Source organism: Oceaniglobus roseus (assembly GCF_002869745.1).
Classification (GTDB): domain Bacteria; phylum Pseudomonadota; class Alphaproteobacteria; order Rhodobacterales; family Rhodobacteraceae; genus Oceaniglobus; species Oceaniglobus roseus.
The window spans coordinates 39,379-62,803 of record NZ_PNOS01000005.1; the positions used below are offsets into that span (position 1 = coordinate 39,379).

At 69.0% G+C, this 23,425-nt stretch carries 26 protein-coding genes; 8 read left to right on the forward strand and 18 right to left on the reverse strand.

Features of this window, described 5'->3' with window-relative positions; translation table 11 throughout:
- Window positions 1-24: 24 nt before the first annotated feature.
- The 6 genes from A7B20_RS04050 to A7B20_RS04075 all read right to left on the reverse strand — a co-directional run bounded on the left by A7B20_RS04050 (window position 25) and on the right by A7B20_RS04075 (window position 6,262).
- Entirely contained in the window at window positions 25-1,332 is a 1,308-nt protein-coding gene (locus tag A7B20_RS04050) for a sulfatase-like hydrolase/transferase (protein WP_157937594.1), read from the reverse strand.
- A gap of 7 nt (window positions 1,333-1,339) precedes the next feature.
- A complete protein-coding gene (rpsD, locus tag A7B20_RS04055; RefSeq protein ID WP_102107281.1) occupies window positions 1,340-1,960 on the reverse strand; it encodes a 30S ribosomal protein S4 in 621 nt (206 codons plus the stop codon).
- Between the two features lie 206 nt (window positions 1,961-2,166).
- On the reverse strand, window positions 2,167-3,270 hold the full coding sequence (locus tag A7B20_RS04060) for a Hint domain-containing protein (RefSeq protein ID WP_102107282.1): 1,104 nt from the start codon (window positions 3,268-3,270) through the stop codon (window positions 2,167-2,169).
- 149 nt (window positions 3,271-3,419) lie between these two features.
- Window positions 3,420-5,150 (reverse strand): AMP-binding protein, encoded by a 1,731-nt coding sequence (locus tag A7B20_RS04065; RefSeq protein ID WP_102107283.1) that lies wholly within the window; start codon window positions 5,148-5,150, stop codon window positions 3,420-3,422.
- A gap of 97 nt (window positions 5,151-5,247) precedes the next feature.
- Window positions 5,248-5,898: a glutathione S-transferase family protein gene (locus tag A7B20_RS04070; RefSeq protein WP_102107284.1), complete on the reverse strand. Its 651-nt coding sequence runs from the start codon at window positions 5,896-5,898 to the stop codon at window positions 5,248-5,250.
- A gap of 4 nt (window positions 5,899-5,902) precedes the next feature.
- On the reverse strand, window positions 5,903-6,262 hold the full coding sequence (locus tag A7B20_RS04075) for a DUF1428 domain-containing protein (protein WP_102107285.1): 360 nt from the start codon (window positions 6,260-6,262) through the stop codon (window positions 5,903-5,905).
- An 84-nt stretch (window positions 6,263-6,346) separates the two neighbouring features.
- Between A7B20_RS04075 and A7B20_RS04080 the strand changes: the two genes are divergently transcribed.
- Entirely contained in the window at window positions 6,347-6,802 is a 456-nt protein-coding gene (locus tag A7B20_RS04080; protein WP_102107286.1) for a MarR family winged helix-turn-helix transcriptional regulator, read from the forward strand.
- 63 nt (window positions 6,803-6,865) lie between these two features.
- On the opposite strand, the gene A7B20_RS04085 is transcribed toward A7B20_RS04080, so the two are convergent.
- From A7B20_RS04085 to A7B20_RS04095, 3 genes are read right to left on the reverse strand one after another with little or no spacing between them, the layout of a single operon-like run.
- Entirely contained in the window at window positions 6,866-7,468 is a 603-nt protein-coding gene (locus tag A7B20_RS04085; RefSeq protein WP_102107287.1) for an Isoquinoline 1-oxidoreductase subunit, read from the reverse strand.
- A gap of 5 nt (window positions 7,469-7,473) precedes the next feature.
- Window positions 7,474-9,651, reverse strand: a complete 2,178-nt coding sequence (locus tag A7B20_RS04090) for a xanthine dehydrogenase family protein molybdopterin-binding subunit (protein WP_102107288.1) — start codon at window positions 9,649-9,651, stop codon at window positions 7,474-7,476.
- 3 nt (window positions 9,652-9,654) lie between these two features.
- On the reverse strand, window positions 9,655-10,113 hold the full coding sequence (locus A7B20_RS04095) for a (2Fe-2S)-binding protein (RefSeq protein WP_102107289.1): 459 nt from the start codon (window positions 10,111-10,113) through the stop codon (window positions 9,655-9,657).
- Window positions 10,114-10,248: 135 nt separating this feature from the next.
- Here A7B20_RS04095 and A7B20_RS04100 point away from each other — a divergent pair, with 135 nt between their 5' ends.
- The 3 genes from A7B20_RS04100 (at window position 10,249) to A7B20_RS04110 (ending at window position 12,538) form a co-directional block, all read left to right on the forward strand.
- Window positions 10,249-10,809 carry a TetR/AcrR family transcriptional regulator gene (locus A7B20_RS04100; protein WP_172960958.1) on the forward strand — a complete coding sequence of 187 codons (561 nt, stop codon included), beginning with the start codon at window positions 10,249-10,251 and terminating at the stop codon, window positions 10,807-10,809.
- Between the two features lie 60 nt (window positions 10,810-10,869).
- Complete coding sequence (gene aroC, locus A7B20_RS04105) at window positions 10,870-11,973, forward strand: chorismate synthase (RefSeq protein ID WP_102107291.1); 1,104 nt, start codon at window positions 10,870-10,872, stop codon at window positions 11,971-11,973.
- A 76-nt stretch (window positions 11,974-12,049) separates the two neighbouring features.
- On the forward strand, window positions 12,050-12,538 hold the full coding sequence (locus tag A7B20_RS04110; RefSeq protein WP_102107292.1) for a LysM peptidoglycan-binding domain-containing protein: 489 nt from the start codon (window positions 12,050-12,052) through the stop codon (window positions 12,536-12,538).
- Window positions 12,539-12,593: 55 nt separating this feature from the next.
- On the opposite strand, the gene A7B20_RS04115 is transcribed toward A7B20_RS04110, so the two are convergent.
- Together A7B20_RS04115 and A7B20_RS04120 are read right to left on the reverse strand one after the other, a co-directional pair.
- Complete coding sequence (locus A7B20_RS04115; RefSeq protein WP_245866538.1) at window positions 12,594-12,965, reverse strand: PRC-barrel domain-containing protein; 372 nt, start codon at window positions 12,963-12,965, stop codon at window positions 12,594-12,596.
- 100 nt (window positions 12,966-13,065) lie between these two features.
- Window positions 13,066-13,950 carry a DMT family transporter gene (locus A7B20_RS04120; protein WP_102107293.1) on the reverse strand — a complete coding sequence of 295 codons (885 nt, stop codon included), beginning with the start codon at window positions 13,948-13,950 and terminating at the stop codon, window positions 13,066-13,068.
- Between the two features lie 178 nt (window positions 13,951-14,128).
- Here A7B20_RS04120 and A7B20_RS04125 point away from each other — a divergent pair, with 178 nt between their 5' ends.
- Window positions 14,129-14,899, forward strand: coding sequence for a glycoside hydrolase family 25 protein (locus A7B20_RS04125; protein WP_102107294.1), 771 nt, complete (start codon window positions 14,129-14,131; stop codon window positions 14,897-14,899).
- 28 nt (window positions 14,900-14,927) lie between these two features.
- On the opposite strand, the gene A7B20_RS04130 is transcribed toward A7B20_RS04125, so the two are convergent.
- From A7B20_RS04130 to A7B20_RS04145, 4 genes are all read right to left on the reverse strand, one after another.
- Complete coding sequence (locus tag A7B20_RS04130; RefSeq protein WP_102107295.1) at window positions 14,928-15,746, reverse strand: hypothetical protein; 819 nt, start codon at window positions 15,744-15,746, stop codon at window positions 14,928-14,930.
- 408 nt (window positions 15,747-16,154) lie between these two features.
- Complete coding sequence (locus A7B20_RS04135; RefSeq protein ID WP_102107296.1) at window positions 16,155-18,653, reverse strand: GcvT family protein; 2,499 nt, start codon at window positions 18,651-18,653, stop codon at window positions 16,155-16,157.
- 175 nt (window positions 18,654-18,828) lie between these two features.
- The gene (locus A7B20_RS04140; RefSeq protein ID WP_102107297.1) at window positions 18,829-19,335 is read right to left on the reverse strand and encodes a pyridoxamine 5'-phosphate oxidase family protein; all 507 of its coding nucleotides are present in this window, start codon (window positions 19,333-19,335) and stop codon (window positions 18,829-18,831) included.
- 3 nt (window positions 19,336-19,338) lie between these two features.
- A complete protein-coding gene (locus A7B20_RS04145; RefSeq protein ID WP_102107298.1) occupies window positions 19,339-19,536 on the reverse strand; it encodes a CsbD family protein in 198 nt (65 codons plus the stop codon).
- A gap of 160 nt (window positions 19,537-19,696) precedes the next feature.
- Between A7B20_RS04145 and A7B20_RS04150 the strand changes: the two genes are divergently transcribed.
- The gene (locus A7B20_RS04150; RefSeq protein ID WP_102107299.1) at window positions 19,697-20,404 is read left to right on the forward strand and encodes a hypothetical protein; all 708 of its coding nucleotides are present in this window, start codon (window positions 19,697-19,699) and stop codon (window positions 20,402-20,404) included.
- A 25-nt stretch (window positions 20,405-20,429) separates the two neighbouring features.
- Here A7B20_RS04150 and A7B20_RS04155 read toward each other — a convergent pair whose 3' ends face one another.
- Complete coding sequence (locus tag A7B20_RS04155; protein ID WP_102107300.1) at window positions 20,430-21,416, reverse strand: 2-hydroxyacid dehydrogenase; 987 nt, start codon at window positions 21,414-21,416, stop codon at window positions 20,430-20,432.
- Window positions 21,417-21,572: 156 nt separating this feature from the next.
- On the opposite strand from A7B20_RS04155, the gene A7B20_RS04160 reads away from it, so the two are divergent.
- Complete coding sequence (locus tag A7B20_RS04160) at window positions 21,573-22,112, forward strand: SH3 domain-containing protein (RefSeq protein ID WP_425437120.1); 540 nt, start codon at window positions 21,573-21,575, stop codon at window positions 22,110-22,112.
- Window positions 22,113-22,206: 94 nt separating this feature from the next.
- On the opposite strand, the gene A7B20_RS04165 is transcribed toward A7B20_RS04160, so the two are convergent.
- On the reverse strand, window positions 22,207-22,455 hold the full coding sequence (locus A7B20_RS04165; RefSeq protein WP_425437121.1) for a DUF1150 family protein: 249 nt from the start codon (window positions 22,453-22,455) through the stop codon (window positions 22,207-22,209).
- 4 nt (window positions 22,456-22,459) lie between these two features.
- On the reverse strand, window positions 22,460-22,873 hold the full coding sequence (locus A7B20_RS04170) for an Hsp20 family protein (protein WP_102107302.1): 414 nt from the start codon (window positions 22,871-22,873) through the stop codon (window positions 22,460-22,462).
- A gap of 170 nt (window positions 22,874-23,043) precedes the next feature.
- On the opposite strand from A7B20_RS04170, the gene A7B20_RS04175 reads away from it, so the two are divergent.
- Window positions 23,044-23,262 carry a YdcH family protein gene (locus A7B20_RS04175; RefSeq protein ID WP_102107303.1) on the forward strand — a complete coding sequence of 73 codons (219 nt, stop codon included), beginning with the start codon at window positions 23,044-23,046 and terminating at the stop codon, window positions 23,260-23,262.
- Window positions 23,263-23,425 lie beyond the last annotated feature (163 nt).

Genomic DNA, 23,425 nt, shown 5'->3' on the forward strand with positions numbered 1-23,425 from the left:
TCCGGTCACGCAATGGGACGGGCGTCAGGGTTCGATGTCCAGCCCGTGCTCGGCCGCGGAGGCCACCAGCGCCTCGAGCATGGGCGCAAAGGCGGGATGACCGGGGCCCAGATCCCTGAGTTGCCAATAGTCCGAGGCCAGGTCGAACAGCTGGGTGCTGCCGTCGGCATAGAGGATGAAGCGGTAGTCGCCCCTCCGGATTCCGATGCTGCCGTCGTAGAAGGTCGGCACCGCGCGGTCCGGGTCGCGGTCACCGTCGAGGTAGCCCCGCAGCGACCGCCCGGCACAGCCCGGAAGCCCCGGCAGCCCGGCATGGTCCAGCACCGTCGGCCCGACATCGAGCAGCGCCACCGGATCGTGGATCTCCCGCGCCTCGGGGCGTGACGGGTCGTGCAGGATCAGCGGCACCTTCGCCGCCTGCTCCCACAGCGTCGCCTTGCGGAAGCGGTTGCGGTTGCCAAGGTGGAAGCCGTGGTCGGACACGATGACGACCACGGTATTGTCGGCGTGGCGCGAGGCCTTCAGCGCGTCCCAGACCCGGCCAAGGTGGTGGTCGCCGTGGCTGAGGGCGGAGAAATAGTTGCGCACGCTCTCCCGCCACCAGCGCGGTTTGCCGAGCTTGGGGTTCTGCGGCATCCGCTCGTCCGTGAACGGGTGCGGATCGAACCCCGCGGCCCATTCGGCGGGCGGGCGGAAGGCGTCGGCGTCGTACATCTCCTTGAAGCGCGCGGGGGTGTAGTGGGGGCCATGGGGGCTGTAGAAGCCGACCTCGCGGTAGAAGGGGGCGTCGCGGTCGTAGCTTTCGATGAAGTCGATGAAGGAATCGGCCGACTGGTGGTCGTGGTAGGTCGCGTCGTCCTTCGGATCGGTGGTGCCCCAGCCACCGCGGTTGCCGCCGTACTTCTTCTTGTCGATGTCCGGCAGCATCTTCATGTCGCTGCGGAAGGTCTTCGGCCCATCGTTGTAGAGCGCGCGGTGATAGGCGGTCGGAAGCGGCTTGTAGCGGTGATGCACCTTGCCGCCGGACGAGCAGTAGAAGCCCGCGGCCTTCAGCCGGGACGACCATATGCCCTCGGGCCCGATCACGTCGAAGACTTCGGTGGAATGGTCCAGCACGCCCAGCTGATGGGGGCTGAGGCCAGTCATCATGCTGGCGCGGGAGGGGCCGCAGATGGGCGCCTGGCAATAGGCGGCGCGGAAGGCCGCGGACTGGGCGCAGATGCGGTCGAGGTTGGGGGTCCGCAACGTCTCGCCGAAGACGTTGCGGTAATCCTGGTAGGCGGCGGCGTCGTCGAAACTGACCAGAAGGACGTTCCGTCGCGCCGCCTCCACGGCCCGATCAGTTCTGGGCGTAGTATTCGATGACGAGGTTCGGCTCCATCTGCACCGGATAGGGCACGTCGCCGAGGCCCGGGGTGCGCACGAAGGTCGCGGTCATCTTGTTGTGGTCGACTTCGAGGTAGTCCGGCACGTCCCGCTCGGGCAGCTGCACGGCTTCCAGCACGGTGACGAGCTGCTTCGACTTCGCGCGGACCTCGATCACGTCGCCTTCCTTCACGCGGTAGGAGGGGATGTTGACGCGCTGGCCGTTCACGGTGACGTGGCCGTGGTTCACGAACTGGCGGGCGGCAAAGACGGTCGCCACGAACTTGGCGCGGTAGACGACGGCGTCCAGACGGCGCTCGAGCAGGCCGATCAGGTTCTCGCCGGTGTCGCCGCGGACCCGCGCGGCCTCGGCATAGATGCGCTTGAACTGCTTCTCGGTCAGGTCGCCGTAATAGCCTTTCAGCTTCTGCTTGGCACGCAGCTGGAGGCCGAAGTCCGAAACCTTGCCCTTGCGGCGCTGGCCGTGCTGGCCGGGGCCGTATTCGCGGCGGTTGACCGGGGACTTCGGGCGGCCCCAGATGTTTTCGCCCATGCGGCGGTCGATCTTGTACTTGGCAGAGGTGCGTTTGGTCACCGTCTGATCTCCTTCTTCAGGGCGTCACCCCGTGGCGCGTGGGCCGGGGGGCGACAGGGAAGGGCGTTGTCCTCTGAACCCCGGCTCTGATGAACCGGACTCCGACAGGCTTCCCCTTGCGGGGGCCACCAACACCAATGACGATCCGGACGCCGCGCAGGCGCAGCACCAGACAGGCGCGCTGCATATCCTCTGGGTGCGCGGAGTCAAGAGGCAACGGCCAGTCTCCTCCCCGACCGTCGCGCCGCGTCCCGCGCCTCCTGAAGCAGCACCGCCGCCTCCGGTCCGCTCAGCATCCGGCGCACCGGGGCGCCGAAGCAGCCCGGATCGGCCTGCAACGCGGGATCGCGCGCGAACAGCAGGGCGCGCTGGTCCTCGGGGATGCTCGACAGGTCGGTGTGACCGGGGTGGAAGCTTTCGCAGGCCACGCCGTTGGCCCAGACCACCTGGTGCCCCGGCAGCATGACGTGGCGATAGACCACGTCGCGCCGCCCGTGTTCGATCGTGACGCTGCGGTCGTTCACCATGTCGACGGCGGCGACCAGCACCTCGGCCTCGCCGAACAGGGCCCCGGCCGCCGCGCCGCGCACGAGGATCCTGTGACCGGGCGACACGACGAGGTCGGGCGCCGGGCAGGAAAGGCCCAGCGCATGGGCCCGGATGCGCACCGGCCTGAGGTCGGGTAGCGCGTGCAGCCGCGCGCCCGTCATCCGGCGATACCCGCTCCAGACCACCGGCTGGGCGCCGTTGTCGCGGGTCTCGACCAGGTCGCCGGGGTGCAGGTCCTCGACCGCCACCTCGCCCCGCGGCGTCCGCAGGAGCGTGCCGTCGGCAAAGCAGATCACCCCCGGCGGCTTCGGTCTGCGCGGGCCGAGAAGGCGCTGCTCGTCGGGGCAGCGCACCACGGACAGGTCGGTGTCGCGGGGCGGGATGCGGTCGATGAACAGCAGCAGCGGCCGCGCGGACTCCGGCATCTCGATCAGGGTCACGGCAAAGACGGTGCGCCCGTCGCTGACCTCGAAGAAGCGGTCGAACACCGGCTCGTCCGGGCCGCCGGACAGGCTGGCGTCGCGCAGCGACAGGGTGCGGCGCAGGATCCGGCGCGCCGCCCGCGCCGCCCTCCGCTTCAGCTCCTCGTCGTCGATCGGCCCCCTCAGGATCAGGACGTCGCCCGGCCCGTCGACGCGGACCGGTTCCCCGCTCCAGCGCCAGCACGCCCCCGGCCCGAGCGCACCCAGCGGCGCACCCTGCATTCCGTCCACTTCCGTCTGCGACCAGGAGACGACGAACGTACCCTGCACGCCCGACATTCCGCCCGATACCTGCTCTGCTTGTCGTTGCGGAAAGCGTATCCGAGGAGCGTCCCGCGGCAACACGCCGTTTGCAGACCCGGCTCAATCCGGCGCCGTGTCGTTGCCAAACCCCCACATTCATTGGGTTTTTTCAACCTTAGGGCGATTCAGCCGCCCGCCTCCGCCGCATTTGCGCCACATGCTCCCGGGTCGGTCAGGCCGAGCTCGACCATCAGTTCCGCCCGCATGACGAACTTCTGCGGCTTGCCCGTCACCGTCATCGGCAGCGACTCGCGCAGGCGGATATGCAGCGGCACCTTGAAATGCGCCATCTCGGCCCGGCAGAAGGCGCGGATCTCGTCCTCGGACGGCGCCGCGCCCGGATGCGGCACCACGTAGGCGCAGACCACCTCTCCCAGCCGGTCGTCGGGGATGCCGAACACCTGCGCCTGCGCCAGGGCGGGATGGGCGAACAGCACGTCCTCCAGCTCCTTCGGATAGATGTTCTCGCCGCCGCGCAGGATCATGTCCTTCAGCCGCCCGGTGATCCGGCAGTATCCCTCGCCGTCCATCACGGCCAGGTCGCCGGTGTGCATCCAGCCCTCGGCGTCGATCGCCTCGGCCGTCCGGTCGGGCAGGCCCCAGTATCCCTGCATCACCGAGTAGCCCCGGGTCATCAGCTCGCCCTGGGTGCCGACGGGGACGGTGCGCCCCTCGGGATCGGCGATCCGGCATTCGACATGTGGATGCACGCGGCCGACCGAGCTGACGCGCTGCTCCAGCGGGTCGTCCATGTTCGACTGGAACGACACCGGCGAAGTCTCGGTCATTCCGTAGGCGATGGTGATGCCGGTCATGTTCATCCGGCCCTGCACCTTCTTCATCACCTCGATCGGACAGGGCGCGCCGGCCATGATCCCGGTGCGCAGCCTGCCTAGGTCGTAGTCCGCGAACTCCGGCAGCCCAAGCTCGGCCACGAACATCGTCGGCACGCCGTAGAGCGCGGTGCACCCCTCCTCCGACACCGCGGCGAGCGTTTCGGCCGGATCGAAGCCTTCGCCCGGGATCACCATGCGCGCGCCCTTGGTGACGCAGCCGAGCGTGCCCATCACCATGCCGAAGCAGTGGTAGAAGGGCACCGGGATGCAGAGCGAGTCCGCCTCGGTGAAGGCCATGGTCGCCGTGGTGAAATGGGCGTTGTTGACGATGTTGCGGTGGGTCAGGCAGGCGCCCTTGGGCGCGCCGGTGGTGCCGCTGGTGAACTGGATGTTGATCGGGTCGTCCGGCGTCAGCCCGGCCGAGACACGGTCCAGTGTCCCCCGATCCGCCTGCGCCTGCAGGGTCGAGAACCTGCGCATTCCGGCGGGCGCGGGATCGTCCCCGGTCACCACCACGTCGCGCAGCTCCGGCAGGCGGGCGGCACGCAGCGCGCCGGGCGCCGCCTGCGCCAGCTCGGGCGCCAGCTCTTCCAGCATCGCGACATAGTCGGACTGGCGGAAGCGGCGCGCCATGACCAGCAGCCGACAGCCGGCGGCGTTCAACGCGAACTCGACCTCGCGGGCACGGTAGGCGGGGTTGAGGCAGACCATGATCGCCCCGACGCGCGCCGTGGCGAACTGGATCAGCAGCCACTCGGGGCGGTTCGGCGACCAGATCCCGACCCGGTCCCCCGGCGCGATCCCCGCCGCCAGCAGGCCCGCCGCCACCCGGTCCACCTCGGCCGCGAAGGCCTCCCAGGTCCAGCGGATGCCATGGGCGCGGAACACCACCGCCTCGCGCGGGGCGAACCGCGCCACGGTGTCGGCCAGCAGTTTCGGGATCGTGACGTCGAGCAGCGGCGAGTCGGTGTCGCCGCGGACATGGGACAGCCCGTTCTCGGGGCGGCGGGACAGGGGCATGGGGCGACCTCCGGGCAGGTTTTTCCCGACGATAGCCCAGCCGCCCCCGCCCCGGAAGCCGCGGGCGGGCCGACGCCCGCGGCAGGACGGTTCCCGCTCAGGCGGGTTCGTGGGCGCGGAAGGTCGCCAGCTGCGCCTCCATCGCCTCGGCAAAGGCGGGACGCGCAAGGCAACGGTCGAGGTACGCCTTCACCACCGGGTAGCGGCCCAGCACCGGCTCTTCCTGCAGGGCGCGCAGGACCGTCGCCATGACGATGTCGGCGACGCTGAAGCGGTCCGTCAGCCAGGTCCGCCCCTCCAGCCAGCCGGTCAGCGACTTCAGCCGGAACTCGACCAGCCGCTCGGCCACGGGCCGGAACCCTTCGACCCAGTCCTCGCCCGGGTGGAAGACGGCGGGCAGGATCAGGTTGTCGACCCGCGGCTCGACCGAATTCAGCGCGGCGAAGACCCAGGCCGACACCTGCGCCGCCTCCTGTTCCGACCGCGGGCGCAGCACGTCGGACATCTGCGAGATGTGCAGCAGGATCGCCCCGCTCTCGAACATCTCCACCGTGTCGTCGCGATAGGCGGGCACCTGACCGAAGGGCTGCCAGCCGCGGTAGGCGGCGCCGTCCCCCTCGCCCCGCGCCAGGGTATTCACCTCGTAGGGCAGACCGGCTTCGGCCAGCGCCCAGCGGGGGCGAAGGTCGCGCACCCAGCCCTGCGCGAACGGCGGCACCCATTCGAAGGTCGAGATCACGATTCCCATGGCGTCATTTCTCCTTCACGTGGACGAGCGTCTCGAAGCTGCCCCAGATCATCCGCTTGCCGTCGAACGGCGGTTCCGAGGCGGTGGACATCCGCTCGTCCTTCATGATCGCCTCCCACGCCCGGTCCGACGTTTCGCGGTCCGGCCACAGGATCCACGAGAACACCACTGCCTCGCCCGGTTCCCGCTTCACGGCGAGCGGGAAGGAGGTGAGCTTGCCCTCGGGCACGTCGGCTTCCCAGTTTTCCCACATCTCCTGCGCGCCGTTGTCGCGGAACAGCGGCCACATCTCCTCGGCGTGTCGCGCATACTCCGCCTTCCGCGCCTCCGGCACCGCCAGGACAAATCCGCTCACATAGGCCATCGGCCTCTCCTCCCTGATGATCTTCTCCGATTCGCCGCTTCAGCTTGACCCCGATATAGTTTGATATCAATATAAATGACGATGATGGATCCCGACCTGCCCCTTTCCGCCACCCACGAGGTGCGCGACCGCTGCCTGTGCCTGCATGTCCAGCGCGCGGCCCGCGTCCTTGCGCGCCGCTTCGACGATGCACTGCGGCCCTTCGGGCTGACCAACGGGCAGTTCTCGATCCTGATGTCCCTGAACCGCCCCGACGGCCCCCGCCTGTCGGACATCGCGCCGCTGCTCGGCATGGACCGCAGCACGCTGACCGCGGCGCTGAAACCGCTGGAGCGGGCGGGGCTGATCGCCGCCGCGGCCGACACGAAGGACGCCCGCGCCAAGCGGCTGAGCCTCACCGACCTCGGGCGCGACAGGCTGAAGGCGGCGCTGCCGGTCTGGCGCGCGACCCACGACGCGGTCGATGCGGGCTTGAGCGGGATCGGCCCCGACGACCTGCGCCAGGGACTTATGGACGTGGCCCGCGGCGGCAGGCCCTGAAGGACGAAAAACGGGCAGAGGCGGCGGCCCCTGCCCGTCCGTATCTCACTGCGGTGACGCGGATCAGCTTTCCGGGCAGGCCGCCCCCGTGTCGATCCAGGCCTGCACCAGCTGGCCCATCACCTCCTGCGAGCCCGGCGCGGGCGTGCGCCCCTCGCCCGGGTGCCAGCCCCAGCCGACGAGCCCGTCCTCGGCGAAATGCTCGTGCAGGTCGGCCAGCGTCCGGTCGCCGTTCCGCTCGGGATCCTTCAGCTGGGCGCAGATCTCGGGCGCCGACTTGCCGACCCATGCCATCTCGACCGGCGCAAGCTGCCAGGGCGAATGGCCGGGGATCGAGCCCTTGCCGGTCAGGAACGCGACGTTCTCGGAGCCGTGGCAGGTGGTGCAGTTCATGCCCGGCGCGCCGAAGTCGGCCTCGCCCCGGACCACCGGCGGAACATGCGGGTGCATGTCGTCGCCCTGCAGCGGCGTGTCGCCCGCCGGATGGCAGTTCAGGCAGCGCGGATGCTCGATGACCTTCATCATCTCGCCGAACAGCGCGACCGAGCGCTCGCCTTCGTCGGCGATGTCGGAAAAGGCGTCGGGCGCCTTCAGCTCCTGCGCATCCTGCGCAAAGGCAAGCAGGGGGGTGGCGGCCAGGGCGGCCGCCAGGAACAGCGTCTTCATCTCTCTCAAACTCCTGCTTGTCCGAAGGGCAGCGACGTGACCGATGTGCCGGTCAGCGCCCGCCAGGCGTTGGCCAGCGCCGGACCCACCGGCGGCAGCCCCGGTTCGCCCACGCCGGTCGGCGCCTCGGCGCTCTTGATGATCTCCACCTCGACCTCGGGCATCTCGTTGATCCGAAGCATCGGGTAGTCGTCGAAGTTCAGCTGCGTGACCTCGCCGCCTTTCCCGAGGATCAGCGCATTGTGCAGGATCGTGCCGAGGCCATAGCCGATGCCGCCCTCCATCTGCGCGCGGATGACGTTCGGGTTCACCGCCACGCCGCAATCGACGGCGCACCAGACCTTGTGCACCTTCGGCTTGCCGTCCACCTCGGACACCTCGACGATCTGCGCGACGTAGGTCGAGAAGCTCTCGTGAACCGCCACGCCGTAGCCGCGGCCGTTCTTCACCTTCTGCCCGTCCCAGCCCGCAAGCTTGGCTACGGCCTCCAGCACCCCGCGGTCGCGCGATGCCTCGGGTTTCATGAGGTCGAGCCGCCCCTGCACGGGATCCTTCCCGGCCTTCTCCAGCAATTCGTCCAGGAACACCTCGGTGGCGTAGCCGGTGTGCGTGTGCCCGACCGAGCGCCACCACAGCACCGACACCGGGTTCTCCTTCCTGACCCAGTCCACCTTCAGGGCGGGCAGGTCATAGGGCATCTTCGTGGACCCCTCGTAGGAAGTCGCATCCTTGCCGTTGGCGTCGGGCCCCTCCATCATCGTGCCGAGCATGATCGACTGGTTCACCACCGTATCCTGCCAGCCGACGATGTTGCCGTCGGCGTCCAGGCCCCCGCGCATCCGGTGCACGGTCATCGGGCGGTAGAAGCCGCCGGCCAGGTCGTCCTCGCGCGTCCAGACCAGCTTCCACGCGCCGTCGCCGCCGGCGGCCTTGGCGATGGCGCTGATCTCCATGCCCATCTGCGGGATCGTCTGCGCGCGGCGGCCGAAGCTGCCGCCGGCGTAAAGCACATGCAGCGTCACGTCCTCGGGCTTCAGCCCCAGGGTCTGCGCGATAGCCTGCTGGTCGGCGCCGGGGAACTGCGCCCCCGCCCAGACCTCGGCCTTGCCGTCCTTCAGCTCCAGCACGGCGTCGAGCGGTTCCATCGGCGCGTGGGCGAGGTAGGGGAAGCGGAACTCGGCCTCGTGGACCGTCGCCGCGCCCTCGATGGCGGCGTCGGAATCGCCGGCCTCCTCGACGACGACACCGCCCTCCTTCGCGGAGGCGCTGAAATCGGCCATGATCTCGTCGCTCGACCGGGTCTCGGCCTTCGACAGGTCCCACTCGATCTTCAGCTTCGAGCGGCCCTTGAGCGCCGCGGCGGTCGACTCGGCATAGACGGCGACGCCCATGGGGATCTCGCGCACCGCCGTGACGCCCGGCACCGCCTCGGCCTCGGCCGAATCGAAGCTCTTCACTGTCGCGCCCATGACGCGGGGATGGGCGACCACCACCGTCTTCATGTTGTCGCGGTAGACGTCCAGCGTGAACTGCGCCTCGCCCGTCGACTTGGCCTTCGTGTCGAGCTTCGGCAGGTCGGTGCCGATCAGCACGAAGTCCTTCGGATCCTTCAGCACCGGCTCGTCCGGCGCGGTCATCCCCGCGGCCTTCTCGGTCAGCGCGCCGAATCCCGAGGACTTGCCGGAAGGGTGAGAGACCACGCCCTTAGACACCGTGATCTCCCCGGCCGGGACGCCCCATTCCTCGGCGGCGGCGGCGACCAGCATCGCCTTCGCGGCGGCCCCCGCCTTGCGCATCTGCATGTAGGAGTTGGCGATGGCGGTCGATCCGCCCGTGCCCTGCAACCCGAAGAACAGGTTCTTGTAGAGCTCGTTGTTCGCCGGCGCGCCCTCGGCCCGCATCTGCGACCAGTCGGCGTCCAGCTCCTCGGCCACCAGCGTGGCAAGGCCGGTATAGGGGCCCTGGCCGAACTCGATGTGCTTGGACAGCAGCGTCACGGTGTCATCGGTGCCGATGCGGATGAAGGCGTTCGGCGCGAAGGCGTCGGGCATCGCCGCCCCCGCCCCCTGGTCCAGCGCGGCCGCCGGGCCCTGCTGGGCGCGGCTGCGCAACGGGAGGGTCATCCCGATCATGAGGGCGGCACCGGAGCCCAGGAAGGCGCGGCGCGATTGGGTGATGGTCATGGCTCAGCCCTCCAGCGTGTCGGCGGCGTTGTGGATCGCCTGGCGGATGCGGACATAGGTCGCGCAGCGGCAGATGTTGCCGGCCATGGCGTTGTCGATGTCCTCGTCCGTCGGCTTCGGGATCATCCGAAGAAGCGAGGTGGCGCTGACGATCTGGCCCGACTGGCACCAGCCGCACTGCGGCACGTCGATCTCCTCCCACGCCGCGCGCACGGCATCGGCCTCGGGGCCTTCCAGCTGCTCGATCGTCTCGATCGAGGCGCCTTCGAGGGTCGAGATCGGGGTGACGCAGGACCGCCGGCTCATCCCGTCGACGACCACGGTGCAGGCGCCGCACTGGGCGATCCCGCAGCCGAACTTGGTGCCGGTCATGCGCAGCTCGTCCCGCAGAACCCAGAGCAGCGGCGTGTCGTCGGGGACGTCGACGGACACGTCCTTTCCGTTGAGCGTGAAAGAGGTCATCGGGGATCCTTTCGGAAGAATGAGGGACTGAACCAACGGGAAAGATCACCCTATGCGGGCGTCGAACTTTACAGCATTACAAACTGTGTCACGTTGTATGATTGACAAGGCCCGATGCCTTGTCAACTTGAACCGATGACAGACCGGCAAAGTTCCATCGCGAAGGCGGCCCTGCGCGTGATCCGCCGATACGGGGTCCGCCGCACCACCATGGAGGACGTCGCGCAGGAGGCCGGTATCTCGCGCCAGACGCTCTATGCGGTGTTTCCGGGCAAGGACGAGGTGATCCGCGCCTCGATCCGGCAGCTCTGCCTCCAGACCCGGCGCGAGGTGCAGGCCGGCGCGGCCACGGCCCGCAGTTTCGAGGACCGGCTCGACGCGATCTTCCTCGCCCTCGCCGTCCATCCCCGCCGGATGCTCGAGGAGACGCCCGAGGCGGCGGACCTGATGGCCGACCTGTCGCGCTTCGCCGCCGACGAGGCGGATCAGAGCCGCGCGCTGTACGTCGACACCATCGCCGCCGCCCTCGCCCCCGATGCCGCGCGGCTGGAGGCGGCCGGTCTCTGCCCGCGGGAGCTGGCCGCCTTCCTCCAGTCCACGCTGGCCGGATTCAAGCACGCCGCGGCCGACATCGACGACCTGAAGGCGCAGCTGGCGGTGCTGAAGCGGCTGATCGTGAAGGCCAGCGGCGGATGACGCCCCTTCCCTCGCGCCGCCCATCCCCCTAGACAGTCGGCGAAACACGGAGCCCGCCGCATGAGCCTGAACACCTTCGGACACCTGTTCCGCGTCACCACCTGGGGCGAAAGCCACGGACCCGCGCTCGGCTGCACCATCGACGGCTGCCCGCCGGGGGTGGAGATTTCCGAGGCAGGGATCCAGACCTGGCTCGACAAGAGAAAGCCCGGCCAGAACCGCTATACCACCCAGCGGCAGGAAGCCGATGCGGTCGAGATCCTGTCGGGCACCTTCGAAGGCAGGACGACCGGAACCCCGATCCAGCTGATGATCCGCAACACCGACCAGAGGTCGAAGGATTACGGCGACATCGCCGGGAAGTTCCGCCCCGGCCATGCCGACATCACCTACTGGCAGAAGTACGGCATCCGAGACTATCGCGGCGGCGGCCGCTCCTCGGCCCGCGAGACGGCGGCGCGGGTGGCAGCGGGGGGCGTCGCGCGGGCGGCGCTGGCGCATCTGGTGCCGGACCTGACGATCACCGGCTACATGGTCCAGATGGGCCCCCACGCCATCGACCGCGCCCGCTTCGACTGGGACCAGATCGGCCGGAACCCCTTCTGGACCCCCGACGCACAGGCCGCCGGGGACTGGGCCGCCTACCTCGACACGCTGAGGAAGTCCGGCAACTCCTGCGGCGCGGTGATCGAGGTCACGGCGAAGGGCACCCCTCCGGGCCTCGGCGCGCCGGTCTACGGCAAGCTCGACACCGACCTCGCCGCCGCGATGATGAGCATCAACGCCGTGAAGGGCGTGGAAATCGGCGAGGGCATGGCGGCGGCCGCCCTGACCGGCGAGGCCAACGCCGACGAGATCTTCATGGGCAACGACGGCAGGCCGGTCTACTCCAGCAACCACGCGGGCGGCATCCTCGGCGGCATCTCCACCGGGCAGGACGTGGTCGTGCGCTTCGCGGTGAAGCCGACGAGCTCCATCCTGAAACCCCGCGCGACGATCACCAAGGCGGGCGAACCGGCCGAGATCATCACGAAAGGACGCCACGATCCCTGCGTCGGCATCCGCGCCGTGCCGGTGGGCGAGGCGATGATGGCCTGCGTCCTGCTCGACCACCTGCTGCTCGACCGGGCACAGACCGGTGGGCAAAGGGGCGCCATCGGCTGACGCAGGGTCAATTCCCGCTCTGCGTGTGGCGCGCGGTGGTGTATCCTCCGCGCGTCCAGCGCAGGGAGGAACCGCCATGCCCGTTACCCTCGACATCCAGCAACCCCAGCCTTTCGACCTCGTCGGCCCGACCATCCTGATCGCGGGCAACGCCACCGCCTTCGAAGGCACCCTGTCGATCCGCGTCTCCGACGGCCACGACGAGTTCAACGCCATCGCCATGGTCGGGGCCCTTGGCCTGCGCCAGTTCCAGGCCTCCATCGCCGTCCCCGAGATCAACGCCTTCCGGCTCGACCGCCTGTTCGTCACCCTCGCCGACGATACCGGCAACGCGGACGGTCCCACCGCCATCGTCCCCGTGCTGTTCGGCCCGCGCATCCTGCCGGGCTATGACGGATGGCAGCCCTACACGGTGCGCCCGGGCGACACGCTGACGAAGATCGCGCAGGCGCATTACGGAAACTCCGACTTCCAGCCGATCTTCCGCGCCAACGCCCATGTCCTGAGCGATCCCGACGTGATCTTTCCGGGCCAGGTCCTCAGGATCCCGCGCGCCGACCTCTGAACGAAGAAAAGGGGCCCGCGCGGGGCCCCTCTCCTGTCCGTGTCGCAGGGTCGGATCAGACCCAGTAGAACGGCGCGCCGAAGTGGCTGTGGTACTGCTCTTCCCAGGCCCGGTCGCGCTGCCAGTCCCTGTCCTGCCGCGGTCGCTCCTCCAGCTGCGACTGGGTGATCCCGGTCACGTAGCCGCCCTGCCGGGTGTCGTAGTGCAGGGCGTTCCACGGCACCGGCACCTCGTCCGCGCCAATGCCTAGAAAGCCGCCGAAACTCATCACCGCATAGGCGATGCGGCCGCTTTCCTTGTCGATCATCAGGTGGTCGATGTCGCCCACGTGATCGCCCTCGGTGCTGTAGACGGCGGTGCCGGTCACGTCGCCGGAGGAGACCATGCGGCTGCCCTCGACCGGGTCTTTCATTGCTGCTTCAGTCATTGGAAAAACTCCCTTTTCCATTTGACTGACCAACACCCGCCGCGGGGCCATGTTCCTTGCGGGAAAAGACATCGGCCATCCCCGGCCGATGCGCCGCGCCCTAGTTCTGCACCACCGGCACCCGCTGCGCTTTCGAGATCTGGACGGCGAAGATCCCGGCCGTGATGATCGCCACCCCCACGATGTCGAGCGGCCCCAGCTTTTCGCCCAGAAGCAGCGCGGCGATGGCGACGCCCAGGAACGGGTTCAGGAAGTGGAAGGTCGAAGCGCGGACCGTCCCGATCCGTCCCACCAGCACGAACCACACCAGCGTCGCCGCCAGCCCCGGCACCAGCGTGGTATAGGCGAAGGCCAGCACCAGCCGCGACGACCATTCGACCGCCCAGCTCTCGGTCAGGAGCGCGACGACGCCAAGGCAGGCGGAGCCGACGAGCATCTGCAGCCCCACGACCATCAGGAGGTTGCCGGGGCTCGACGCGCCGCGCACCGACAGCGTCGCCACGGTCAGCGCCACCGCCCCGAGACAGCACAGCACCAGGCCCAGCACGTCCACGCCGCCAGACAGGCGCGAGCCCATGATCAGCAGCACCCCGAACATCCCCGCGGCCAGCCCGGCAAGGCCCAGCGGCCGCGTGCGCTCGCCAAGGAACATCCAGCCCGCGAAGGCCACCAGCAGCGGCAGGGAAGAGGCGATGATCGCGGCCAGCCCGGCCTCGATCTTCTGCATCGCGACGAAGTTCAGCCCGAGGTACAGCGCGTTCTGGCAGATCCCGAACACCGCCGTCGCCTTCCACTGGCTGCGCGTCAGCTTCCATGTCTGCCCCATCGCCCGCGCGATCAGCACGCCGAGCAGGCCCGAGATCAGGAACCTGAGCGACAGCGCGGTGAGGGGCGGCGCGGCGGTCACGATCATCCGCGCGCTGGTGAAGGCCGAGGACCACATGATGGCGAAGGCCACCCCCATCGCTATCGCCTTCGCATCCATGCCGTCGTTCTCCCTGTCGCTGCCCCGGCATCGCTACCGCGATCCGGACCCGGCGTCAGCCGCGAAATGACCGCGGCGGGGGCGGGGGCGGCAGGACGGCAACGGCCCTGCGGCGGCACCCCGGGCAAGACGCGTCGCCGCTCTTGCGTCGGCGCCGAAAGGCGGTCACGGTCCGCCCATGACACGCTTCATCCCCCTGCTGCTTCTCGTGCTGCTGGCCGCCTGCGGCGGCGGTTCCGCCCCCGAACCCACGGCCCCCGGCGCGCCCCGCTTCGGCGATTCGAACCCGACCGACTGGCAGGGCCGCGGCCCCGAGGAATGGCCGGTCCACGGCGTCGACGCCTCGAAGTTCCAGAACGACGTGAACTGGGCGGCGGCCCGCGCATCGGGCGTGAACTTCGCCTTCCTGAAGGCGACCGAGGGGGGCGACCGCGTCGACGACCGCTTCGCCGAATACTGGGCCCAGACGCGCCGGGCGGGGGTGCTGCGCGGCGCCTACCACTTCTACTACTTCTGCACGACACCCGAGGTGCAGGCGCAGAACTTCATCAACACGGTCCCGAAGGAACGCGGCAGCCTCCCCCCGGTCGTGGACCTCGAATGGAACCCGTTCTCGCCCACCTGCACCTACCGGCCCCCGGCCGCGGAGGTGCGCGAGCAGGTGTCGCGCTTCATCGAGATCGTCGCCCGCCACTACGGCCAGCGCCCGATCATCTACACCACGCCCGACTTCTGGGAGAGGAACGAGATCGCCCGCCTTGGCGGAGAGACCTGGCTGCGCGCCGTCGCGCGGCACCCGGAGAACATCTATCCCGGGGCGCGCTGGACCTTCTGGCAGTATTCCTCGACCGGGCAGGTGCCGGGCTTCGTCGGCAACACCGACCTGAACGCCTTCGGCGGCAGCCCCGCCGCCTGGGCGGCCTGGGTCCAGCGGCGCAGCGTCAGGTAGCGCCGCGCCCCGGGGCGTCGCGGGCGCCTCAGCGCTCCTCCGCCACGGCCAGGAAGCGGACCGCCAGGAACAGCCCGCCCATCAGCATCAGCGGCAGGATGAAGATGTTGAAGACGTAGACGGCGAGCAGCGCGACGAGGCTCGCGATCAGCTCGTCGGCGCGGTTCCAGATGCTGACGGCAAGCTGGCGATAATCGTCGATGGCGCCGATCGTCAGGCTGAACGCGCCCTCCTCCCCGTCCAGCGCATCGGCGTCCAGCGTCTGCGTGATTTCCGCGATCACCGCGCGGTTCGCCTCGTAGGTCGCATCGGTCAGCCGCCCGGCCAGCTGCGACGAGGCGACCAGCGCCAGCGGCAGCGCCAGCCCGAGGAAGGCGCCGTACCAGGCCAGCCTGCGCGGCAGCCGCCGGAGCCTGCGCCGCGGCGACAGGATGACCGTGAACAGCCACAGCCCCGCCGCGACCGCGACCATGCCGAACCCGACGGCACTGACGGGTCCGAGGGCGACGGCCAGGATGCCCGTCGCCACCATGACGCCGAAGATCAGCCCCGCGATCCGCTCCACCGTGTCGTCGATGGGCTCGAGCACCTTCAGGGGCTGCGCCGAGCCCGAGCCGATGAAGGAGACGCCGACCTCCAACTCCTGCGCGGTGGACAGGAAGGCATTGAGCGATCGGAGGGTGACATAGGTGGCGGCGGCGGTGGCGGCGATGGTCTGGGAATAGGCCTGCGCCCGCGCCGTCACCGGGTTGTCGCGGTAGGTGGCGACGGCCCAGAGCGACAGCGCGGCGACGAGGACGAGCGCCAGGGCGATCAGAGCACGGCGGCGGGGGGCGGCATGGGGCAAGGTGCGGGTCCTCTGCGGCGTGGCGGGACCATAGACCCGGGGCGTGGGCCTGTGAAGGCGGCGGCAAAGGCGAGGCGGGAAAGGTGCCGATGGGCAACTTGCCGGGGCTCGGGGTATTATGAGCCACGGGCGGCGCCGGGCACCGAGCCACGGCGGAACGCAATCTTGCGGTTCGAGGTGCCGGAGTTTGGGAAACTCCGGGCACACCCGCGGAGATGTCATGCCCGGCGGCAGGGCCGGCCAGCCCCCGAGCGCCCCGTCACGCCGAAGGCACGCCTCCGGCACGACGGACGGGGGCTTCTCCCCCGCCCGCGATCGGGGGGCCGCCTCATGTGCGGAGCGGCGGCATTGGAGATGTTCCCCCGCTCACCCTCAGGTTCAAGAAGCGCGGTCTTCCTTGTCGGACCCCTACCCGTCCACCCGGATCTTCGCGTTCTCCGGATCGTAGGGGCTGTCCACCGTCACCTCGGCATCCCACAGCTCGCGCAGCATCCGGACCTTCAGCTTCGTGCCCGGCGCCGCCAGGTCCGGCCGCACGTAGCCCATGCCGATGCTCCTGCCGTGCGCCACCGACCAGCCGCCGGAGGTCAGCCGCCCCACCCGCTCGCCGTCGAGATAGAGCGCCTCGCGCCCCCAGGGGCTGGCATCGGCGGGTCCGTCCACCAGCAGCGTGACGCACATCGAGCGGATGCCCTTGGCCTCCATCGCCGCCTTGCCGCGGAAGTCCTTGCCGCGGTCGACGAAACGGTCGAGTCCCGCCTCCAGCGGCGTCGCGTCCCGCCCCAGCTCGGTGCCGAAGGCGCGATAGGACTTTTCCTGCCGCAGCCAGTTCTGCGCCCGCGCGCCCACCAGCTTCATGCCGTGGGGCTCGCCCGCCTCCATCAGCCGGTCGAACAGGTGGTTCTGCATCTCGATCGGGTGGTGCAGTTCCCAGCCGAGTTCGCCGGTATAGGCCACGCGGATCGCCCGCACGGGCACCATCCCCAGCTCGATCTCGCGCATCGAGAGCCACGGGAATCGCTTGTTCGACAGCACGGTGGCCGGGTCGGCATCCTTCACCAGCGCGTTCAGCACCTCGCGCGACTTCGGTCCGGCGATGGCGAAGACGCCCCACTGGGTGGTCACGTCCTGCACCTCGATCCGGCCGAACTCCGCCTCTTTGTCGGCGACCGCCTGGCGCAGGTAATCGGCGTCGTAGGCTGTCCAGGCACCCGCCGAGACGAGGTAATAGGCATCATCGGCCAGCCGCACGATGGTGTATTCGGTGCGCGTCGTTCCCGCCTCGGTCAGCGCATAGGTCAGGTTGATACGGCCCACCTTGGGCAGCCTGTTGGTGGTGAACCAGTCGAGGAAGGCCGTCGCCCCCGGCCCCTTCACCAGGTGCTTGGTGAAGGCGGTCGCGTCGATCAGGCCCACGCCCTCGCGGATCGCCTTCGCCTCGGACACGGCGTAGTCCCACCAGCCGCCACGGCGGAACGAGCGCGCGTCGTGGTCGAAGCTCTCCGGCGCATCCAGCGGTCCGAAGTAGTTCGGCCGCTCCCAGCCGTTCACATGGCCGAACTGCGCGCCCCGCGCCTTCTGCCGGTCATAGGCGGGCGAGGTGCGCAGGGGCCGGGCGGCGGGCCGCTCCTCGTCGGGGTGGTGCAGGATGAAGACGTGCTCGTAGGCCTCCTCGTTCTTCTTCACGGCGTAGTCGGTCGTCATCCAGTCGCCGTAGCGGCGCGGGTCGAGCGAGGCCATGTCGATCTCGGCCTCCCCCTCGCACATCAGCTGGGCAAGGTAATGGCCCGTGCCGCCCGCCGCAGTGATCCCGAAGGAGAAGCCTTCGGCCAGCCACATGTTCCTGAGCCCCGGTGCGGGGCCGACCAGCGGGTTGCCGTCGGGAGTGTAGCAGATGGGGCCGTTGAAATCGTCCTTCAGGCCGCAATTCTCCGAGGACGGGATGCGGTGGATGAAGGACATGTATTCCTCCTCGATCCGCTCCAGGTCCAGCGGGAACAGGTCGGCACGGAAGCTGTCGGGCACGCCGTAGGCGAAGCGCGCGGGCGCGTTCCGCTCGTAGGGGCCGAGGATCCAGCCGCTGCGCTCTTCCCGGACGTACCACTTGGCGTCGGCGTCGCGCAGGACGGGGTGCTGCGGATTGGTCTTGCGGTACTCGATCAGCGCAGGATCGGGCTCGGTCACGATGTACTGGTGTTCAACCGGGATCGCGGGGATCTTGATGCCCAGCATCCGCGCCGTGCGCTGCGCGTGGTTGCCGGTGCAGGTGACGACGTGTTCGGCCCGGATCACCACCTGCTCGTCCGTGGGCACCAGGTTGCCGCCGCGCTCGGCCATCTTCGTCACGGTGACGTCCCAGTGATCGCCCGCCCAGACATAGCCGTCCACCTGCCAGCGCGATTCGATCGTCACGCCGCGCTGCCGGGCGCCCTTGGCCATGGCCTGGGTCACGTCGGCGGGATTGATGTAGCCGTCGGTGGGGTGGAAGATCGCGCCCTTCAGGTCCTCGGTCCGGACCAGCGGCCAGCGGTCCTTGATGTCCTTCGGGGTAAGCCACTCGAACGGCACGCCGCAGGTCTCGGCCGTGGTGGCATAGAGCATGTACTCGTCCATCCGCGCCTGCGTCTGTGCCATGCGCAGGTTGCCGACGACGGAAAAGCCGGCGTTGAGGCCGGTTTCCTCCTCCAGCGTCTTGTAGAACTTGATCGAGTAGTCGTGGATGTGGGTCGTCGCGAACGACATGTTGAAATAGGGCAGCAGCCCCGCCGCGTGCCAGGTCGACCCCGCGGTCAGCGCGTCGCGCTCCAGCAGCATCACGTCCGCCCAGCCCGCCTTGGCGAGATGATATGCCACCGAAGCACCGACGGCGCCGCCGCCGACCACCAGAGCCTTCACTTCCGTTTTCATCGACCTGTCCTTCCGCACGCGATTGCCGCCAATGTGCAGATCGCGGACGCGGACGGGATATGGGCGCCGACCGAACGGCAGCGAAAACCGACCTCGGACGAACCGACGCGCCGTCCGCCGGACATGCGAAGGGGCGCCGCGGCGGGCGCCCCTTCGGTGTCAACCCAGCTGCGGTTCAGGCCGCGCGGGAAAAGCCGATCACGGCATGGCTGCCGATATCGGGCTTGCGCTCCTCGTTGAGGTTGGCGCGGGCGATCTCCAGCCCGAAGACCAGCGGATTGCCGGTCGCGGTCCAGACCGCGGCCTCGGCCAGGCGCATCTCCAGCAGGCAGATGTCCGGATCGTCGCGGCCCTTGTCGAACCAGGCCGCGGCGACCGAGGACCAGATCTCGTCCAGCTTCGCCGTGTCGGCGCTGTGCGCGATGGTGCCGGTCATGCTGGCCCAGGCGCGCTGGTCGCCCTTGGTCGCCGTGAACCGTGCCACGGTGCCATTCTCGACGGCCCTCGCGAGGTCCGTCTTCCGCGAGGTGATGAACCAGAGCGTCGATGCCTCCGGATCATGGTGGTGGGTCATGGGCTGCATGTGCTGATCGCTGCCCTTCAGACCCAGCATCCCCGCGCGCACGTCGGACAGCAGGTCCGTCAGTGCGGCGTGGGCTTCGTCACGGCTGAGATCGGACATGTTTCACGACCCCGCCATCCACCGGTCGACCTCGGCCCGGGCTTCCTCCTTCGACTTGCCGTAGCGGCGCTGGATCGCGCCCTCCAGCTGGTCGCGGTTGCCTTCCGCCTTGTCCAGGTCGTCGTCGGTCAGCTCGCCCCAGTTTTCCTGGGCCTTGCCCTTCATGATCTTCCAGTTGCCTTGAATTTGATCCCAGTTCATCGGTCTCATCCTTTCATTGCGGCACCATTGGTGCCTTCGGTAGACCAATGTCCGGTGCGCCATGAGGTTCCCGCAGGTTTGATGACGTGACGGAAGGGATTTCTTGCGTGATCGGTAACGCCGCCTGTAGAACGTGCGCAGCCAAGGGAGATTCAGACCGATGCGTGTGGTGCGCCTGATTGCGGATTTCAACCTCATCCAGACGCGGCTTGTCTTCGCCATCCGCAACGGCTCCCCCATCGGCGATGCGCGCGCCCTGACCACCCATGCCGCGGGGCTGCTGGAGAAGATCGAGCGGACCGACGCCTCCACCCGGATCGAGCAGGAGGCAAAGATCGCCTTCTATCTCGACCGCGTGCGCCGCCGGGTTGCCGGCCTGCACGCCCACCGCGACCTCGCCACCGCGCTGGACCTGATCGAGCGGCTGCGTTCGGGGCGGTCCCTCGCGCGGCGCGTGGCGGACCATTCGCACGACATGATCGACAGGATGATCGAGAGGGCGCCCTCGGTCGCGGCGGTGTCGCGCGTCGTGAACGGGTCCGGAACGCGCTGCTCCATCTACGGCGCCGACCACCGGGCCGTCGCCTTCAGCCGTCCCAACGCCGCCTTCTACGGTTCGGTGCCCGAACGCATCGTCGGCCGTCACATCGGCAACCTGATCGGCAGTTTCCGGTACGACACGCGGGCCCGCGCCCGGATGGACGCGACGCTTTCGGGCACGCCGCAGACCTACGTCTATCCGCTGGTGGTGCCCGCGCTCGGCCCCCGCGCGATCCAGTGCCAGATGAAGCCGCTGCGCGACGAAACGGGCCGCCCGGCCGGCATCGTGATGATGATGGACGACGTGAGCGAGACGCTGGGCCTCTGACCGCGCGGCGGCCCCCGTTCGCCGCTCAGAACATCGACGGCACGACCTGGTCGGGCGGGCGGTGGCCGTCGGCGAAGGTCTTGATGTTGATGATGACCTTCTCGCCCATCTCGACCCGCCCCTCCAGCGTGGCCGAGCCCATGTGCGGCAGCAGCACCACGTTCGGCAGTTCGCGCAGCCGCGGGTTGATCTCGTGTCCGCGCTCGAACACGTCCAGCCCCGCCCCGGCGATCTCCCCGGCGCGCAGGCCCCGGGTCAGCGCGTTCTCGTCGATCACCTCGCCCCGCGAGGTGTTCACGATCACCGCCGTCGGCTTCATCAGCTTCAGCCGCCGCGCGTTTATCAGGTGGAAGGTCGAGGGCGTGTGCGGGCAGTTGACCGAGATGATGTCCATCCGGCTCACCATCTGGTCGAGACTCTCCCAGTAGGTCGCCTGCAACCCCTGCTCGATCTCCGGGCGCAGCCGCTTGCGGTTGTGGTAGTGCACCTGCATCCCGAAGGCATGGGCCCTGCGCGCCACCGCCTGCCCGATCCGGCCCATCCCCAGGATCCCCAGCCTGCGGCCCCCGACGCGCCCCCCCAGGAAGGCGGTCGGCGCCCAGCCGGTCCACTGACCCGACTGCATCGCCGCCAGCCCCTCGGGGATCCGCCGCGTCACGGCCAGGATCAGCGCCATGGTCATGTCGGCGGTGTCCTCGGTCACGACGCCGGGCGTGTTCGAAACGAGGATGCCGCGCTGCCGCGCCGTCGCCACGTCCAGCGTGTCGACCCCCGCGCCATAATGCGCGATCAGCTTCAGCCGCTCGCCCGCCTGCGCCAGCAGCGCCGCGTCGATCTGGTCGGTCACGGTCGGCACCAGGACGTCGGCCTTCTGCACGGCGGCCACCAGTTCCTCGCGCGTCATCGGCCGGTCGTCGTCGCGCAGGGTGACGTCGAACAGCTCGGCCATCCGCTTCTCCACCACCTCCGGCAACCGTCGCGTTACGACAACACTCAGGCGCTGAGATGGCATGGCGGTCCCTCCCGGACTGGCATTCAAGTTGATCTGGCGGCACAGTGCCAACCAACGGGGCGGGGCACAAGTGCGGCCATCAGACCCCGGCGCCGAAACCCGGCGGGACAACAGGCAAAACCCGGCGACCAACGCCGAACAAACGGGCAGTTTGACATGACAGGATTTCCGGCATCCCTGCGGACGGCATCGTCCGTCGTCTTCACGCGCGTGGGCCTCTCCGCGCTTCTCGTCCTCATCATGATCTCCGCCGCCATGGCGGGCCAGCAGCGCGGACAGGTCACGAACCTGCCGATCCCGCGCTTCGTGTCGATGAAGGCGGCCGAAGGCAATGTCCGCCGCGGCCCCTCGCTCACCCACCGGATCGACTGGGTCTATCACCGCAAGGACCTGCCGCTGGAAATCACGGCCGAGTTCGGCCACTGGCGGCAGGTGCGCGACGTGGACGGCGCCGGCGGCTGGGTGCACTACTCGCTGCTCTCGGGCGTGCGCACCGTCCTGATCGAGGCCGACGACATCAAGATGATGACCCAGCCGGACCCGAAATCCGGCGTCTCCGCCCTGGTCGAGAAGGGCGTTGTCGCCCGGATCGACGCCTGCACGGTGGAATGGTGCAAGATCCGCGCGGGCGGCGAGAAGGGCTGGGTGCAGAAGACGGCGCTCTGGGGCGTGGCACCCGACGAGGTGATCGAGTAGCGGCAAACGAAAACGCCGACCCCCGCAGGGATCGGCGTCCGAATGTCGTCGCGTCCGGCGGCGGGCCGGTCCCGGCCAGCCGCAACGGGCCGCTTCAGTGGACGCTCACCGGCGCCATGTCGTTCTGGCGGGCCACGATGAAGGCCAGCCGGCGGTCGCGCACCAGCGCCAGCCGGTCGCCGTCGGTGTTGTGCACGGCATAGATGTGGTCCAGCCCGTCCGCCTGCTCGCGCACGTCCTCGGGCAGTTCGTCCACCTTCACCGAGCGGACGTAGACGATGTTGCCGCCGTCGTGGCCGGTCGGCAGATGATGTTCGCTTTCCATTTCACTCACCCCTTTCATGACTTCACCCCTTGGAAATCTCGATCCGACGTACAACGGTTTCCGGCACCGCGAGGTTCAGATCCACGTGAAGCAACCCGTTCTCGATGGTCGCCGCGCCGATCTCGACCCCGTCGGCCAGCACGAAGGTCCGCTGGAACTGCCGGGCCGCGATGCCGCGGTGCAGGAACACCCGCTCGCCGTCCGGCTCGCTCTGGCGGCCGCGGATGACCAGCTGCCGGTCCTCCACCGTGATCGCCAGGTCGCTCTCGTCGAAGCCCGCCACGGCCAGGGTGATGCGATACCCGGTCTGGCTGGTCTGTTCGATGTTGTAGGGAGGATAGCCCCCGGTATCGGACTTCGCCGTCCGCTCGACCAGCCGCTCGAGCTGCTCGAAACCCAGAAGAAAGGGATGGGATCCCAAAGCCATCTTTGTCATCGACACGTCCTTCTCAAAGCGACTGTGCACATGGATTGCGGCCCCGTTGTGGCGGCCGTGCGCAAGATATGGTAAAGTCACGTCGCTTCTGCAAGAGTTGCGGCACCGTGGCGCGGCCCGGCGCATGACGAATCCTGCGTCCTCGCCGCATGGAATGAAGAACGCCTGAAATGAACGCATCCGGCAGACTGGAAACCGAGGAAATCCTGCGCATCCGCCTCGAGGTGCTGCGTCGCGAGCATCGCGATCTCGACCTCGCCATCCACGCCCTGGAAGAGCGTGGCCTGCCCGAGCCGCTGACGATCCGCCGCCTGAAGAAGCAGAAGCTGATCCTGAAGGACAAGATCGCCCAGATCGAGGACCGGCTCACCCCCGACATCATCGCCTGACCCTCGCCTCCCCTCCGGCCCGTCCATTCCGCTCCCCCCCATCTTTGCTTTCGAAAATATCCCCGCCGGAGGCACCGCGCCGAAGGCGCGGACCCTCGCACGAACGGAGGGGGCACGCCCGAAAGGCGCGGATTGCGCCCCGCCCCGACCCCGCTATAGTCCC